Annotated in this window: 13 protein-coding genes; 5 read left to right on the top strand and 8 right to left on the bottom strand. The window is 42.5% G+C overall.

Annotated features, from left to right (window positions below):
• Positions 1-150: 150 nt before the first annotated feature.
• Both QUB44_RS13375 and QUB44_RS13370 read right to left on the bottom strand, forming a co-directional pair.
• Positions 151-342: a chlorophyll a/b-binding protein gene (locus tag QUB44_RS13375; RefSeq protein ID WP_172191677.1), complete on the bottom strand. Its 192-nt coding sequence runs from the start codon at positions 340-342 to the stop codon at positions 151-153.
• A 94-nt stretch (positions 343-436) separates the two neighbouring features.
• Positions 437-1,453 (bottom strand): succinate dehydrogenase/fumarate reductase iron-sulfur subunit, encoded by a 1,017-nt coding sequence (locus QUB44_RS13370; RefSeq protein WP_333367927.1) that lies wholly within the window; start codon positions 1,451-1,453, stop codon positions 437-439.
• A 240-nt stretch (positions 1,454-1,693) separates the two neighbouring features.
• On the opposite strand from QUB44_RS13370, the gene QUB44_RS13365 reads away from it, so the two are divergent.
• Positions 1,694-1,936: a hypothetical protein gene (locus QUB44_RS13365; protein WP_333367924.1), complete on the top strand. Its 243-nt coding sequence runs from the start codon at positions 1,694-1,696 to the stop codon at positions 1,934-1,936.
• A gap of 712 nt (positions 1,937-2,648) precedes the next feature.
• Here QUB44_RS13365 and QUB44_RS13360 read toward each other — a convergent pair.
• Both QUB44_RS13360 and QUB44_RS13355 read right to left on the bottom strand, forming a co-directional pair.
• Entirely contained in the window at positions 2,649-4,040 is a 1,392-nt protein-coding gene (locus QUB44_RS13360) for a malic enzyme-like NAD(P)-binding protein (RefSeq protein WP_333367921.1), read from the bottom strand.
• An 860-nt stretch (positions 4,041-4,900) separates the two neighbouring features.
• Positions 4,901-5,296 carry a hypothetical protein gene (locus tag QUB44_RS13355; RefSeq protein ID WP_333160784.1) on the bottom strand — a complete coding sequence of 132 codons (396 nt, stop codon included), beginning with the start codon at positions 5,294-5,296 and terminating at the stop codon, positions 4,901-4,903.
• A 349-nt stretch (positions 5,297-5,645) separates the two neighbouring features.
• Between QUB44_RS13355 and argS the strand changes: the two genes are divergently transcribed.
• On the top strand, positions 5,646-7,403 hold the full coding sequence (gene argS / locus QUB44_RS13350) for an arginine--tRNA ligase (RefSeq protein ID WP_333367918.1): 1,758 nt from the start codon (positions 5,646-5,648) through the stop codon (positions 7,401-7,403).
• Positions 7,404-7,577: 174 nt separating this feature from the next.
• Here argS and QUB44_RS13345 read toward each other — a convergent pair whose 3' ends face one another.
• Positions 7,578-7,991, bottom strand: coding sequence for a hypothetical protein (locus QUB44_RS13345; RefSeq protein ID WP_333367915.1), 414 nt, complete (start codon positions 7,989-7,991; stop codon positions 7,578-7,580).
• A gap of 164 nt (positions 7,992-8,155) precedes the next feature.
• Here QUB44_RS13345 and QUB44_RS13340 point away from each other — a divergent pair, with 164 nt between their 5' ends.
• Together QUB44_RS13340 and QUB44_RS13335 are read left to right on the top strand one after the other, a co-directional pair.
• On the top strand, positions 8,156-9,313 hold the full coding sequence (locus tag QUB44_RS13340) for a restriction endonuclease (RefSeq protein WP_333367913.1): 1,158 nt from the start codon (positions 8,156-8,158) through the stop codon (positions 9,311-9,313).
• 181 nt (positions 9,314-9,494) lie between these two features.
• Positions 9,495-11,330 (top strand): hypothetical protein, encoded by a 1,836-nt coding sequence (locus tag QUB44_RS13335; RefSeq protein WP_333367910.1) that lies wholly within the window; start codon positions 9,495-9,497, stop codon positions 11,328-11,330.
• A 70-nt stretch (positions 11,331-11,400) separates the two neighbouring features.
• Here QUB44_RS13335 and QUB44_RS13330 read toward each other — a convergent pair whose 3' ends face one another.
• The 3 genes from QUB44_RS13330 to QUB44_RS13320 form a co-directional block, all read right to left on the bottom strand.
• Positions 11,401-12,243, bottom strand: a complete 843-nt coding sequence (locus QUB44_RS13330) for a YheC/YheD family protein (protein ID WP_333367906.1) — start codon at positions 12,241-12,243, stop codon at positions 11,401-11,403.
• Positions 12,244-12,330: 87 nt separating this feature from the next.
• Positions 12,331-13,020 (bottom strand): ImmA/IrrE family metallo-endopeptidase, encoded by a 690-nt coding sequence (locus QUB44_RS13325; protein ID WP_333199825.1) that lies wholly within the window; start codon positions 13,018-13,020, stop codon positions 12,331-12,333.
• 15 nt (positions 13,021-13,035) lie between these two features.
• Positions 13,036-13,359, bottom strand: a complete 324-nt coding sequence (locus tag QUB44_RS13320; protein WP_172189318.1) for a helix-turn-helix domain-containing protein — start codon at positions 13,357-13,359, stop codon at positions 13,036-13,038.
• 254 nt (positions 13,360-13,613) lie between these two features.
• Between QUB44_RS13320 and QUB44_RS13315 the strand changes: the two genes are divergently transcribed.
• Positions 13,614-13,880 (top strand): hypothetical protein, encoded by a 267-nt coding sequence (locus QUB44_RS13315; RefSeq protein WP_006634886.1) that lies wholly within the window; start codon positions 13,614-13,616, stop codon positions 13,878-13,880.
• The last annotated feature ends 35 nt before the right edge of the window (positions 13,881-13,915 follow it).

Genomic DNA, 13,915 nt, shown 5'->3' with positions numbered 1-13,915 from the left:
CCTAACACATCTCTTGATGAAGTTATTCGTGCTTATTGTGCATAAAGAGTGTCTCATACTTATTTGAAATGACTATAACTCTTAAAAATCAAAAGGAAGCTGAAATATAGATGATTTTTCAGCTTCCTTTTTTAATTGATTTTGATTAATTTAACGCAGACCCAGCCAAGTAAAAAAATCCTGGCGGGTGAAGAATTCTAGCAGTAAAAGTCCCACGAATCCCACCATTGCAAATCGTCCGTTGATTTGTTCTGCATAGGCATTCCACCCAAACGCTGGTTCTGGTTGTTTTGGGGTATTTGGGGTTGTCGGTTTTGGGGATGGAGGAGTTTTGGCAGTCATTTAAAAGTTTTAAGTTTCGAGTTGTGAGTGAGAATTTTTGGGAAGCTTTGCGATCGCACAACTTGTAATTTACCAGGAAAATAGCAGCCGATCGCTAATCTGCTGAGTTTTCTAAACTTTGAACCGATTCGATCAGATTTCGCACGGTTTCGGTACCTTCTGAAGGCTCAAAAAACAGCGGGAACTTGCCGCGAGCGATCATTCTCAAACCCAAGGGGCCCAGACTCAGCAAACCTTTAACGTCGCGGAAGTAGTTTCCTACTACTTCGATGCCAAATTTGCGCTCGTCTATCCAGCCGCCTTCTTTGACGAGATCTATTAAGACTTTGCGGTGGCGGATCGATCGACTCGCTTGGTCGTCTTTGCGATCGAGAATCTCCTGTTTAATCTTACCAATTTGATCCATCGGCGCAACTTCCATCGGACAAACCGAGTTGCAGTAGTAACAGCGGGTGCATCCCCAGACGCCTGCGATGCCTTCGTTGTATTTTTCGAGCCGATTTTCGGTTTCGCTGTCGCGGGAGTCGGCGATCGTCCGATAAGCTTTGGCGAGGGCGTGGGGGCCGACAAATTCCGGGTTGACTTCGCGGGCGTTGCACTCAGAATAGCACGCACCACAGAGGATGCAGTTGCCTGTTTGGTCGAGTTTCGATCGCTCTTCTGGAGTTTGCAGAAATTCGCGTTCTGGAATTGCTCGCGAGGCGGTGCTGACATAGGGTTCAACTGCTTCTAGGTTGTCCCAGAAACTGGTCATGTCAACAACCAAATCTTTAATAATCGGCATATTTCCCATTGGGGCGACGGTGATTTCTGGGATGAAATCGGTAGGCATTTCTGCTGAGCTGGAATGGGCTATTTTTTGCAGTCTTGCAAGTTCGCTGGCTACATTTTCTTTGCAAGCTAATGCTGAGCGACCGTTAATTCGCATAGAACAACTGCCGCAAATTGTATTGCGACAATTTTTGCGAAAAGCTAAAGTGCCGTCGTGTTCCCACTTAATAATGTTGAGGCAGTCGAGGATGGTATTGCTCTCTTCCACATCTAGGGTGTAAGTGTGAACCCGATGAGCCTCGTTTTGATTTTGGCGCACTATATTAAAGCGGACTTTCATATTTTGAGTAAGGAATTTAGTGTCTATTTTAAGCTGAATTTTTGGACTCTCTAGAAAGCTCTTATTTTTTTAACAACTATCTAAAGTAAGAGATTTTAAAAAATTTATTATTGTTTGATAAACATCAATAATTCTCAAGTTATAAATCCTAAATTGCCACTTTTTTAAGCTGATTTGTGAGCTATTAATTGGAGATAAAAGTAATTAATCGCTGCAATTTCGCTAGTTCGGAGGTGCGTGATGTCCAGCTTGTTTGTATTAACTTTTATGTTTTCCACACCGGCTTTTTGTCTGGGTCTGCTAAATCCTCAATGGGTGGGCCTGGGAACTCGCAAGCGATCGGCTGCCTTGTACGGCGGCTTGATGGCAGTTTCGTTCCTTTTGCTTGGGGTTACAGCACCTAATGTGCCACAACCAGTTTCATCGGGGCTGCTGGCCTCAACTGAATGGCCAGAATTTAAGGTAAGCGCACCTTTGCGCTGAAGGTAGCTGGGTATGCATTCCACTTTTTTGGCAGCATTACAAGAAATTTTACCAGGACTTACGGCCGATTGGGGCGAGAAACGTAGTTTTTTAAGAAAAATACTTGGTTCTACTAATTTACTGCAATTAAAAATCCCGGTTTCTAGGCGTCGGAGTGTGATTGGGAACTGTAGGAAAAAATCGTGGTTTTAGCAAGGAGAAATACGCTCAGAAACCCGGCTTCACCAGCGTCCGATGTCCAGCGTTTTATTTACAAAGATACTGTTTAGAGGTTATTAGGATCGTGGATTAAATAACTTCCGTAGGTAGGGTTCATGCTTCAACCCAACCTACAAAAAACAATACTCCGGACAGTTTTTATATAGCCCAATGGCTTATTCTCGCTTGACTTTGAGCGACTGTGGATAATTAAATCAATGTCAGCTCCACCCCTGACTTAGATTTAATTCGACTTTATTTATGATCCTTGCCCCGCGTAAGCTTGTAGTCTCGTTCCCAAAACTGTCCGGAGTATTGATATTATACAATATAGCTGCGTCTCAGCTTATAATAATCAACGGGGAGGAGGAAAGAGGGAATGAGAAGAAACCAGAAAAATTTCAAAAGAAGAAGTACAAAACTGGTACAAAGACGATTAATTTATACATGGTATCTTCTCTCCAACCTTCTTCCTTCTTCCTTCTTCCTTCTTCCTTCTTCCTTCTTCCTTCTATTAATCGCGGGCAATACCTTCGGATCTGGCGGCCAACTGCACTGCACCGGCGACAGCAATGGCAACTCTTTCGTCAAAAACAGACGGTATAATGTGCTCTTTGTCAAGCTGGGAAGGACTGACTAAAGAGGCGATCGCATAAGCTGCTTCCAAATACATAGTGGGCGTAATCGTGGCAGCTTTGCAGTCCAAAGCACCTCGAAATATTCCCGGAAACGCCAAAACATTGTTAATTTGATTCGGGTAGTCACTGCGTCCGGTTGCTATGATCGCCGCATCTTCCATAATTAATTCTGGCTGAATTTCGGGAATGGGATTTGCCATTGCAAAAACAATGGGATTTTCGGCCATCGAACGCACCATGGATCGGGTGACTACGCCGGGGGCGCTGACGCCTAAAAATACATCGGCACCGGCGATCGCATCTTCCAAAGTACCGCTCGAAGGCACAGCAAATTCTAGTTTTTCTGGGTTCATATCCGTGCGGTCTTCGGAGAGAACGCCTTTGGAGTCGCACATGATGATGTTTTGGGCACCTGCTTTACGCAACAACCGGGCGATCGCGACTCCGGCCGCACCGGCTCCGTTTATCACGATACACACTTCTGCGATGGTTTTTTTGACGATTTTCAAGGCATTAATTAATGCGGCCAAACTGACAATCGCAGTGCCGTGCTGGTCGTCGTGAAATATCGGAATATCTAAGGTTTCCCGCAATCTTGCTTCGATTTCAAAGCAGCGGGGAGAAGAAATATCTTCGAGGTTAACGCCGCCAAAAACTGGGGCTATATTCTGCACTGTGCGAATAATTTCCTCGGTATCTTGGGTATTCAAACAGATAGGAAAGGCGTCAATACCTGCAAATTCTTTAAATAGCATGGCTTTGCCTTCCATGACTGGCAGTGCGGCGGCAGGGCCGAGGTTTCCCAGTCCCAAAACTGCGCTACCATCGGTAACAATGGCAACAGTATTTTGTTTGATTGTGAGGTTATAAACTTGTTGGGGGTCATTGGCGATCGCTGTGCAGATGCGGCCGACTCCAGGGGTGTATGCCATTGCTAAATCTGACTGGCGTTTGAGGGAAATTTTGCTAACTACGCTGATTTTTCCGCCGCGGTGCAAGTTGAAAGTGCGATCGTATACGTCGATCACTCTGATATCTGGCAGTCCTTTCACTGCTTGCACTATTTCTTCATTGTGCTCGATGCTGGAGGCATCGACGTTGATATCGCGAACGGTAGTGGCGCGGGTTTGCTCAATCAAGTCGATTTGGCCGAAGTTGCCACCGACAGATGCGATCGCGCTGGTGACTCTTGCCAGCATTCCCGGCTGGTTCGGCAGAGCCACCCGAATTGTTAAACTAAAGCTGGGATTTGGTGTCAGTTTTACCATGATGCCTTGATTTCAGATTTGAGAATTTCAATCTTAGATTTTATCGCCAATGTTAGGCATAAAATTTAATAATTCAAATTTTCAACTGAAATTTTTAACAAATTCTATGAGCCTGTGGTACGATCGCTCTGCACTGCCAGGGGTGCCGCTGGAAAACTGATCTTTTTTTGAGTAAAGCTTTGCTCTGTTTCTAGCTAATGACCAGGAATTTCTTGATGGTACCCGCCACGTGATTTATCCGTGGAATCAATCCCAAATCTCAAATCTAAAATCCTCAAGCCCCCGCATTTATCCGTGGGGCCAATCTAAAATCTAAAATCTAAAATCTAAAATCTAAAATCGATTGACTCTCCTACAAACAGTCTATTTTCTGTCAATTTCCCAGCGAACCGCGAATATGAAGCGCGGGGGTAGAAACCGGGTTTCTGAGGTAAACCTGCGGAACTATTATCTATTTTTGAGAATATTTCTGCTTATTCTGAACCTCAGCAGATATTTCGCAAAAATCTATTTTCCAGCGATACCGCCGAATTCCTACTGCTGTCTTTTGAAGCGAGACACCCAGGAGAGTTGATGCGGCTTTTTGGTGGCCTTTATTGGGAATGTAAAAAGTAGATGCACGGCTGTTTGAGCCGGCAGGTAAAAATCTGAGCGACTGACAAGCGGGCCTTTGATATATATTTTGTCTGCTTGTTTAACACTTGCCAAGGATTGCGAGTGCAACCTGGGAAACGATCTAATTACCTGCACGCTTTGCCCGATAATTCCAGGGACTGTAACTAACAGACAATCTACCCCGCGCCACCACAGGCACAGGTTCAGCCGAACCGTGTTGAGTTGCTGGTTGCTAACTGTCAATTTTACCGATCGGCCGCAGCATCGGCCCATATAATTGTAAAGAATTTGCAAGCCAGACAATCTGGGGGAACTTTTTCTAAGTCTTGCAGATCTACCGGTTGCTCTGCTTCGCTGCCGGGGGGAACTATGCACAGGGCAACTTGTCCGACTCCAGCCATGAGTTCGGCAACTCGCTCCAAAATACTGTCCATTTTTTTCATTAGTTGCTCTGCTGCATCGAGACTCGGCGCGATAATGAAAAAGGTTTTGACTCCATCGGGACAGGGGGCGAAGCCGAGGGTACAGTCTCGTAATAGTGCTTCGGTGGAGAGACTGAAACCGTTGTAGAAGCGATCGATTACTGCTTGATAAAAGGCGATTGTCAGAGAGCGATCGCCAAAAATTGGTTGAGATAACATAACTACTTCCTTTCGTAGGATTTTCGGGTGCATTGAAAAAATTTTAACATACCTTAATGTAAGCGATTTAACTAAATGATCTAGCGATCGAGATCATGGACTTGATGTGACATTTTTTAATTTGTGTAGCGATCGCAACTGTGATAAAATGTACTCTGTGCTATCACGGCTAATGATTTTGATCGCATCCGCAGCTCAAAGCTAAGTACAAAATTTCCTACTAGGTGAGGAGAGGGGGATAGGCCCAGAGGGAGAGAACCAGAGGGAAATTACCTAAGTAGTAAGAGTATTATTGCCACAAAGTGCTTAATCTAGAGTTTAAAATAAACATCCAATCAAAATATTCAAGATGAACTCGATCGCCCAACAGTTAAAAGCAAAATTTGAAAAAGCATTCACCGCTGCATTCGGCGAAAGTTATGCAGGTGCAGATCCGATGCTAGCCGCCGCCAGCAATCCCAACTTTGGGGACTTTCAGTGCAACGCCGCGATGAGTTTGGGGAAAAAGTTAGGAAAGCCCCCACGGGCGATCGCCTCGACAATCATCCAAAACCTAGATATTAGTGACATCTGCGAAACCCCAGAAATCGCCGGGCCCGGTTTTATCAATTTGAAGCTGAAACCCGCTTATTTGGAAGCGCAAATTAGTGAGATCGCCGCCGACTCGCGTTTGGGGATTGAACCGGCGAAAACGCCTCAGACAATCGCGATCGACTTTTCGAGTCCGAATATAGCCAAAGAAATGCACGTCGGACATTTGCGATCGACAATCATCGGAGATGCGATCGCCCGCACCCTCGAATTTCAAGGCCACGACGTACTCAGAATCAACCACATCGGCGACTGGGGCACCCAATTCGGTATGCTGATCGCATACTTGCGCGAAGTTCACCCCGAAGCCCTCACAACCGCTGACGCCCTAGACTTAGGAGATTTAGTCGCATTTTACCGCCAAGCAAAACAGCGCTTTGACACAGACGAAACCTTCAAAGAAACCGCCCGCCAAGAAGTAGTAAAACTGCAAGCAGGCGCCGAAGACACCCGCCGCGCTTGGAAATTGCTGTGCGATCAATCTCGCCGCGAATTTCAAGTAATATACGACTTGCTCGATATCAAATTAACCGAACGCGGCGAATCGTTTTACAATCCTCTATTGCCCGCTGTAGTCGAAGATTTAACAAATCTAGGTTTGCTAGTTGAAAGTGACGGCGCGAAATGCGTTTTTGTAGAGGGTTTCACCAACAAAGAAGGCGAACCACTGCCGCTAATCGTCCAGAAAACCGACGGTGGCTACAATTACGCCACAACAGATTTAGCAGCAGTGCGCTACCGGATACAAAAAGACAATGCAAAGCGCTTAATTTATGTCACAGATTCGGGACAAGCAAACCATTTTGCCCAAGTATTTGCAGTTGCGAGAAAAGCCGATTGGATTCCTGAAGATGTCGAGATTGTCCACGTCCCCTTCGGTTTGGTATTGGGAGAAGACGGCAAAAGAGCCAAAACTCGTTCTGGGGATACAGTACGATTGCGAGATTTGCTCGATGAAGCGATCGTCCGCGCCACCAAAGATTTGGAAGACAGATTAGTCACAGAAGAAAGACAGGAAACTAAAGAGTTTATAGCTAACGTAGGTCGCGTAGTTGGTTTGAGTGCAGTTAAGTATGCAGATTTGAGTCAAAACCGCGCCAGCAACTATGTATTTAGTTACGACAAAATGCTGGCTTTGCAAGGAAATACCGCTCCTTATATGCTGTATGCTTACGCGCGCGTGCAGGGAATTCGCCGCAAAGGTGAGATTGATTTCGAGAATTTAGATGCTGGTGCGAAAGTAATCTTGCAGTCTGATGCAGAGTTAGTTTTAGCCAAACATTTATTGCAGTTTAGTGAAGTGATAAATGCGGTTGAGGGCGATTTATTGCCGAATAGAATTTGTCAGTATTTGTTTGAATTGAGTCAAAAGTACAATCAATTTTTTGAGCAGTGTCAGGTGTTGAAATCTGAGGAACCGTTGCGGACTTCGCGGTTAATTTTGTGCGATTTGACTGCAAGAACTTTGAAATTGGGTTTGGAGTTGTTGGGGATTCAGGTATTGGAGAGGATGTAAGTTTTTAACTCTTGTGAAACAGGCAAGATTCCCGGCGATGTAGGGGCGGGTTCGCTAACAATAATTGCCTGAAACCAACCATCTCGAAAACCTGCCCCGGCCTGATTACTTGCTCTTTTATTTTAATGTCAAGAGAATTGTATTTTTCCCAAAAGGAAGGAAGGGTGGCAGATTTCATAACTCATTAAGTCTCATTTCCTGTGCCTTTCCTTCAGCAATTTCTTGTTTTGCGCGTTGGGCAGCAGCCACAAGTTGCGGTTGCGTTTTCTTGAAAGATTCGTCCCATTGAAGCTCATCTTTTAAGTCTGCGATATGCTCTTTCAAGTATTCTGCTACTTGCTGCTGTAAAGTTTCTGGCAGAGACTGCATCATCTCGATCGCTGCATCAATACCTTCCCACAGTTCAGAAAGCGGTACAGTCTCTCCTGTCATTGCTTCGTGCCATCCTTGACGAAAACAGTCTTCGGTTGACTTCAGCGGTTCCTCATCCGCAAGAACAATAACGCGAACTCGGCGATCGGCAAATTTGGCTGATTGGGCGAGAATTTCTTCCCACGTTCCCTCTAGTTCTAGTAGTTGTGTTGTCATTTTTTTCAGGGAATTGTGACTAAGTTTATTTTAGCGTGTGAAGAAGTGCGATCGGCCCTTCCTGCGTCAATTTTCATGCTAATGGGAGTATTTTTTGATGTTGCTAAAGAGAGTATGTTATACTTTTTGGTGTTAAGTATTGAAATTGATACTACATAGCCATAATGCCTGACGACATTAAGAAGCCGATTCAAAAGATTCTCTTTGGTAGCCCAGGGACGGGAAAAAGCTACCAGATTCAGAAAATTGCTATAGATCAATTAAAAATTCCTTTCGATGAAGCTACCAAAATGCTTAGTAACACTGTCAAGACAGTGTTTCATCCAGAGTACACCTATGCTGATTTTATGGGGAAATTGTTGCCACTCACCCAAGGCAACTCGATTATTTATAAATTTTATTCCGGGCATTTTATCCGCATCTTGGGAATGGCATACCAAGGTTTAATTGAGGGGAAGAAAGACCATTACCTGCTGGTCATTGATGAATTAAATCGAGGCAATGCTGCTGCTATTTTTGGAACTGTATTTCAGTTACTAGATCGCGAAAGTGATGGCTGGTCGAGTTATGAAGTCGATATTTCTGAAATGGAGTTAGTTGGCTTACTGCAAGCAATGTGCCTAAACCCAATCATTCACGAGGGAACAATTGAAATCAAAGAAGGAAATACTAAAGTACATTGTGAAGACTTTTGTAAAAAAAGAAAAGATGACTTAGCTTCAGAAAATCCTGATGGTAGGAGAGTATTTAGCCTTCTACAACAACGGCGAATTAATATTCCACATAACTTGTCTATTCTCGCGACAATTAACACTTCGGATGAATCAATTTACTACCTCGATAGTGCCTTTAAGCGGCGGTGGGACTGGGAATATGTTAAGGCTCCAGTAAGAGGCGCATCTATTCCAGAAGAATTGCGAGATGTGAAGTTAATAATTGATGGTGAGGAAAAAGGAGCATGGTCACAGTATATTGTGGGAATTAATGAATTGATTAAATCAAATCATCAGGTGATTCGGCGGATTGAAGATAAACAAATTGGTTGGTGGTTCATCAAGCCAGAAAACGGCAAAGTTGATCTTGATCAAGTAAAAGATAAATTGATGTTTTATCTTTGGGATAGTGTATTTTCAAGGGATAAACGACCGTTAGAGCAGTTTTTATCTACTCCAAATCAGCCATCGGTAAAATTAACAGGCTATTCAGATTTTATCGAATTGACGGAAGAATTTATGATGGAAGTATATAATATCGGCAAAGAAAATGTCAGCTCAATAAGGAGCAAAGATTTTGAGAATGATGAAGATTTTTTTCAAGAATAGCAGTTCCTAGAAAGATGAGGTACACAAGATTCCCTGAATATTGGGACTTTCAATCCTTATTATATACCTCATGTACCTGAGAAAGGCTATACTTTTTTCAAGTAAGTGAGTGACAAAAAAGCTTATTTCATCGGAAAAACTGGCTTCTAGACTATGTTTGATAAAGCTAAGATATACCATAATGATTAATTTCAATTTGTTAAAATTAAGAGTCTACGATCGTTACTCATTTGTGGGCATTCAAAAGCAATATGACAAACTGTACTTTTATCTACCTAAAGGATTTGATGATCGACTACCTGAGCTTAACACTTTTTTAGGTAAACGGGATTTGTTTTTCCTACTATACAAAATTCTCGGCACTTTTAAAAAAATCTGTATTGAGAAAGGTTCTATAAATGATAGTGGTAAGTTTGGCACACAGGATCGTGATGGTGTAATTAATAGTCATCACGGTTCTGAAATTCAAGATGATGAAGACAACTCAGAAAATATATTTTACTCGAAGCTGGATATTATTACTCATTTTTTGAATGCTTATGAGGAACCAAAAATTTTAGCCCTTGCTTATAGATTGGGCAAAAGTAACAAGTTTGATGTCAGCCAGATTCATAAATATTTACATCAAGCTGTGTATTTACCTAATCATGCAGCTTATGTGGATGAAATGCTACTTCCACGACGAGTAATGCAGTTTGAATCCACTGATATTGTCACGATGTATTGCTATCTATTTTGCGAAATTAAGCAGCAACTTCGAGAGGTGGTAAATCCTGAAATTACAGCATTAGCTGAAAGATTTCGTCAGCATCATTTCGGAAATCAAGACAGTCTTTTCGATGAAGAAAGTTATGAACAGGTTTTAGATATACTCAAGGATACGTTAGAAATAATTGAGCATAATACACCGATCAAAGATGCTGATTATTGGCAGTATTACGAAGTAATCGAATTATTTCTTTATGGCAATTGGCATCAAGCAGAAAACGGTGCAATTTGGGGTATTAAAAATTTTCACAGTGTCTGGGAGTCGATGTGTTTGACCTATCTAGTAAAAATAGTCGATCCATCATTACTACTTTACTTGAATGAGCGCTATCTAAGTTCTCATACAGTGAAAAGAGCAAAATCATCTGCTAAGCTCATTGACTTATCAAACGCTTTTAAGATAAATGGTTCTTCACTGATTCCAGAGGCAGTTGTACTAACTTTGATTACCAATAAAATTAAGGGCAAGAAGACTTATAAGGTATATGCTCATAATTGGAAGGATCATGGCTATAAAACCACCATCTCTGGTATTAATATTGATCGGCAGGCGAAAGTTTGTTATATTGGTCAAGGGTATGATAATACTATTTTTGAAAAGTTACAGGCATTCTATAAGATTGACAGCAAGGGGCGTATGACTATTGATGCTCCCTTACCCCCAGATTTCTACTCATTTTGGAAAATTTCTTTTCCGCTTGATTCAGAATCTCTCCATAAGATGTATTACTTCAATCATTTCTTTTATTTGCCCATGAAAAAACAGATTATCGACTGGGATAGATTTAATCAAGAAATTCTTCAGCCTTTGGGTATATTCTCTGGTCCTTTCTATAAAGGTCCTCGATCTAATGTTTTCAATGCTTCACTTTTTCGGGATAAAGATGTTGAATGGATGAGAGAACAGTTTAATGATTTTATTGGACAAGTTTTAAATCAAGATGGATGTTTCTGTGAAATCATCGACATCAAATACTTAGACAATAAATACTTAAGGAACCCCAATAAAATTGAAGAAATTAAAAACAGAAGCATCCGTAAGCAATTTGTCTATGAGCACTTGCTTCAAAAGACTTTAAAGAAGAGAAATGATCAATATAGTAAGTTGAGTATTCGGAGTAGCTTTTGGCTCCCTAGCTACCAACTTGGTGACTCAGAATTATTACAAGATGACTCGACTTTTATGAATGGCTACATTAAATTAAAAAATGTGAATTTTAAGTTATTGGCTGAAACCTATCTCGCTTAAAGCCTTTCAGCTAATCTACAGCTTACACCACATTCATCTAAATACGATCGAGTAAATTTAAATCGAGCATTTACGGCTTTTTGTTAACAATTAAGGTTTCCAAGATGCCTTTAAACATTGTTACGATAATTTGGCGATCGTTATCTCTCACAAAAATATCGTAATTGGGGCTTGAGTTAATTTCAATCAACCAATATGCTCCTTTTGTATCTAGCGCGATGTCAATCCCAGCATAATTAATCGCAATTTCTGCAAAAACAGGTTTAACAAAATCTTCAATCTCAGACATGAGATTGGGATTAATTATATGTTTTGCTTTTGCACCTTCCCAGTGCAGCGGGCTTAAATTCCCCGCAAATTTAGCCTGAGATTTGTCTTTCTCGTACAGCAAAACTAGCTTTTTTTTGCAGAAGACAGCCCGATATTCGTGGGCAATTTTGATACATTCTTGAGCTAGCGCCACATGGTCATAATCTTTGCTGTTGACGTTAAATATAATTTCTAGGGCTTCTTTAATTTGCTCTGTAGTTTTACACAAAAAAACATTGTTGCCACCAGCACCGCGATTTCTTTTGAGAATCACCGGGAAAGCGAATTTTTTGTTTACTTCTAAAACTATTGATTCAATATCTGGGAAACTCAAATACTTTTTATACTTCTCCTCGCAGTGAGGCGAGACAAAACCGAGAGCTCTGGCAGTATTTATTTTGCCGTTTAATAGTTGATAGGTATATTCTTTGTCTTTAAAAATCTCTGCTACTGACGCGCTGTTAAATGGCGTCATGTAATTGACAAAATAATATTCTTCGCCGCCCTGTTTGAGTCTAATCAAGTTTTGGGAAGGATGCAGGATTTCGTAAGGGATATTTAATTCCTCACAAGCTGCCAGCAGGATTTGAATATTGGTTAGCATAAAATGTAACTTAATTAAAAATTAATTTTAAAGATTTGAGATTAGAGAATCGCTTCCAAATCTCAAACCTCAAATTAGATCGCACTTTTATCCAAACAACCGCTGCTGTCCGTTGGCGGCATCTTTCCCGGCATAAATCTCGCGCGTTCCCTTGGGAATGTAAATCCAATCGAATTCTTGCAAGCGGTTTGTTAAATTGGAAATGCTCACTCCCAATTCATCTCTCATTTTGTATAAATGCGACCACTTAGTTAAATCGCGTCCCTGTCTTTTTTCCTCCAAAATACACCGAGGCATCAACAAACAGCTTGCAAAATATTGCGCTTGCCATTCGATCGACAAAACCTTATTATCAGCACTCGCACCCCGACAAACAAACGGTTCCTCGACATCCAGGGCGGTTTTTCCTTCATTGCCTAAGTTTAATTCCAACTGTTCCACAGTGCCGTCTGCTTCGTCTTGATTGACGTGTAGCACCCAGTGGCCGATTTCGTGGGCGATCGTCGATTCGATGAAACCCGGCGGTTTTTCGAGAATCTGTTCGTTGATTTCGATTAACCGCTGCTGCGGCAAAATCCTCGCCGCGATCGCACCTTCTTCATCCGGCTCAATGCACTCCCAAACTACGCCCAAATCCAGAAAATCAGCAACCGTTGTCGCATCAAAAGGCCATCTCGGAGCAAAATTTTGCGTTTTCTGCATCTGCATCAAGATGTCATTTGCCAAACGCTCGATCGTTTCTTTGGGATAGAAGCAATACGGTTTAAAAATACTCACTATGAGGGGCCTCTCTTACGCTTCAAAAGATTGTTTGAGCCAATCTGGATTTTCTTGCATCCGGCGGAAAAGAGCCTGCATTTCCTTTGGATTCTGCTTCAGCAGCGCTTCGTACTGCTGCGGCAGCCTCCCCGCCAAGAAAATCAATTCCTCTTCGTTTATGTCTAGATTCCGCGCTAATGCTCGGATTACGTCCTCTTTTGGCGCATAATCCGCTCGATCGTTCTCCAACTTCGACAAATAAGTAAAATCCACACTTAGCATAGCTGCTAGCTCACGTTGTGAGTAAGCTTTGTCCTTGCGAGCTTGACGGATCAGTCTTCCAAATGTTTGTTCCACGGTTTTTCGCCTCCTGACAAGCATTCTAGCCTGTTTTGATGAAAAGTTCAACAAAATACTTGACGGGAAAATCAACCCGCGCTACCATGAGGTTAGTTGACGGTTTAATCAACCAACTAACCCGGACTGGTAGGGTTAAGGGTGCAAATTAACCTAGCTCACACGCTACATATAGCGTCGTCAACTTCAGAGGAGTGAGAAGCGCTGGGCGTCAAAACGCTTGTACGCAGCAAATAAGGAGGAGCAGATCGCAAATGCTGAGAACCTGGACAGACACGCATTACAAGCTCGAAGACGATGACTGGCTATACATCGCCACCCACGAAGAACAAAGCTCAGCCTCACTGGTTTGTCCCGGCTACGCGCGGGATGGCGAAGGCTTCAGCATCCACTTCACCCCAGCGCACCTAGAAACATTAGAGCATTTGCTCGCCGCGCTGCGGATTATTAAAGCTCAACAAGAGGCGATGCTTGAGTATACCTATCCAGAACCAAAAGCAACAACACATCTCATTAGGTAATGGAAGGAAGAAGGAAGAAGGAAGAAGGAAGAGGG

The organism is Microcoleus sp. AT3-D2 (assembly GCF_036705715.1).
In the GTDB taxonomy this organism is placed as follows: domain Bacteria; phylum Cyanobacteriota; class Cyanobacteriia; order Cyanobacteriales; family Microcoleaceae; genus Microcoleus.
The sequence above is the reverse complement of the archived record's forward strand: the minus strand, read 5'-3'. Positions and strand labels throughout refer to the sequence as shown.

Bases quoted from the DNA above. Each gene is read 5' to 3' on its own strand.
- QUB44_RS13340 (WP_333367913.1), top strand. From the start codon at position 8,156: ATGCCTGACGACATTAAGAAGCCGATTCAAAAGATTCTCTTTGGTAGC.
- argS (WP_333367918.1), top strand. From the start codon at position 5,646: ATGAACTCGATCGCCCAACAGTTAAAAGCAAAATTTGAAAAAGCATTC.
- QUB44_RS13360 (WP_333367921.1), bottom strand. From the start codon at position 4,040: ATGGTAAAACTGACACCAAATCCCAGCTTTAGTTTAACAATTCGGGTG.
- QUB44_RS13315 (WP_006634886.1), top strand. From the start codon at position 13,614: ATGCTGAGAACCTGGACAGACACGCATTACAAGCTCGAAGACGATGAC.
- QUB44_RS13345 (WP_333367915.1), bottom strand. From the start codon at position 7,991: ATGACAACACAACTACTAGAACTAGAGGGAACGTGGGAAGAAATTCTC.
- QUB44_RS13355 (WP_333160784.1), bottom strand. From the start codon at position 5,296: ATGTTATCTCAACCAATTTTTGGCGATCGCTCTCTGACAATCGCCTTT.
- QUB44_RS13370 (WP_333367927.1), bottom strand. From the start codon at position 1,453: ATGAAAGTCCGCTTTAATATAGTGCGCCAAAATCAAAACGAGGCTCAT.
- QUB44_RS13335 (WP_333367910.1), top strand. From the start codon at position 9,495: ATGATTAATTTCAATTTGTTAAAATTAAGAGTCTACGATCGTTACTCA.
- QUB44_RS13375 (WP_172191677.1), bottom strand. From the start codon at position 342: ATGACTGCCAAAACTCCTCCATCCCCAAAACCGACAACCCCAAATACC.
- QUB44_RS13365 (WP_333367924.1), top strand. From the start codon at position 1,694: ATGTCCAGCTTGTTTGTATTAACTTTTATGTTTTCCACACCGGCTTTT.
- QUB44_RS13330 (WP_333367906.1), bottom strand. From the start codon at position 12,243: ATGCTAACCAATATTCAAATCCTGCTGGCAGCTTGTGAGGAATTAAAT.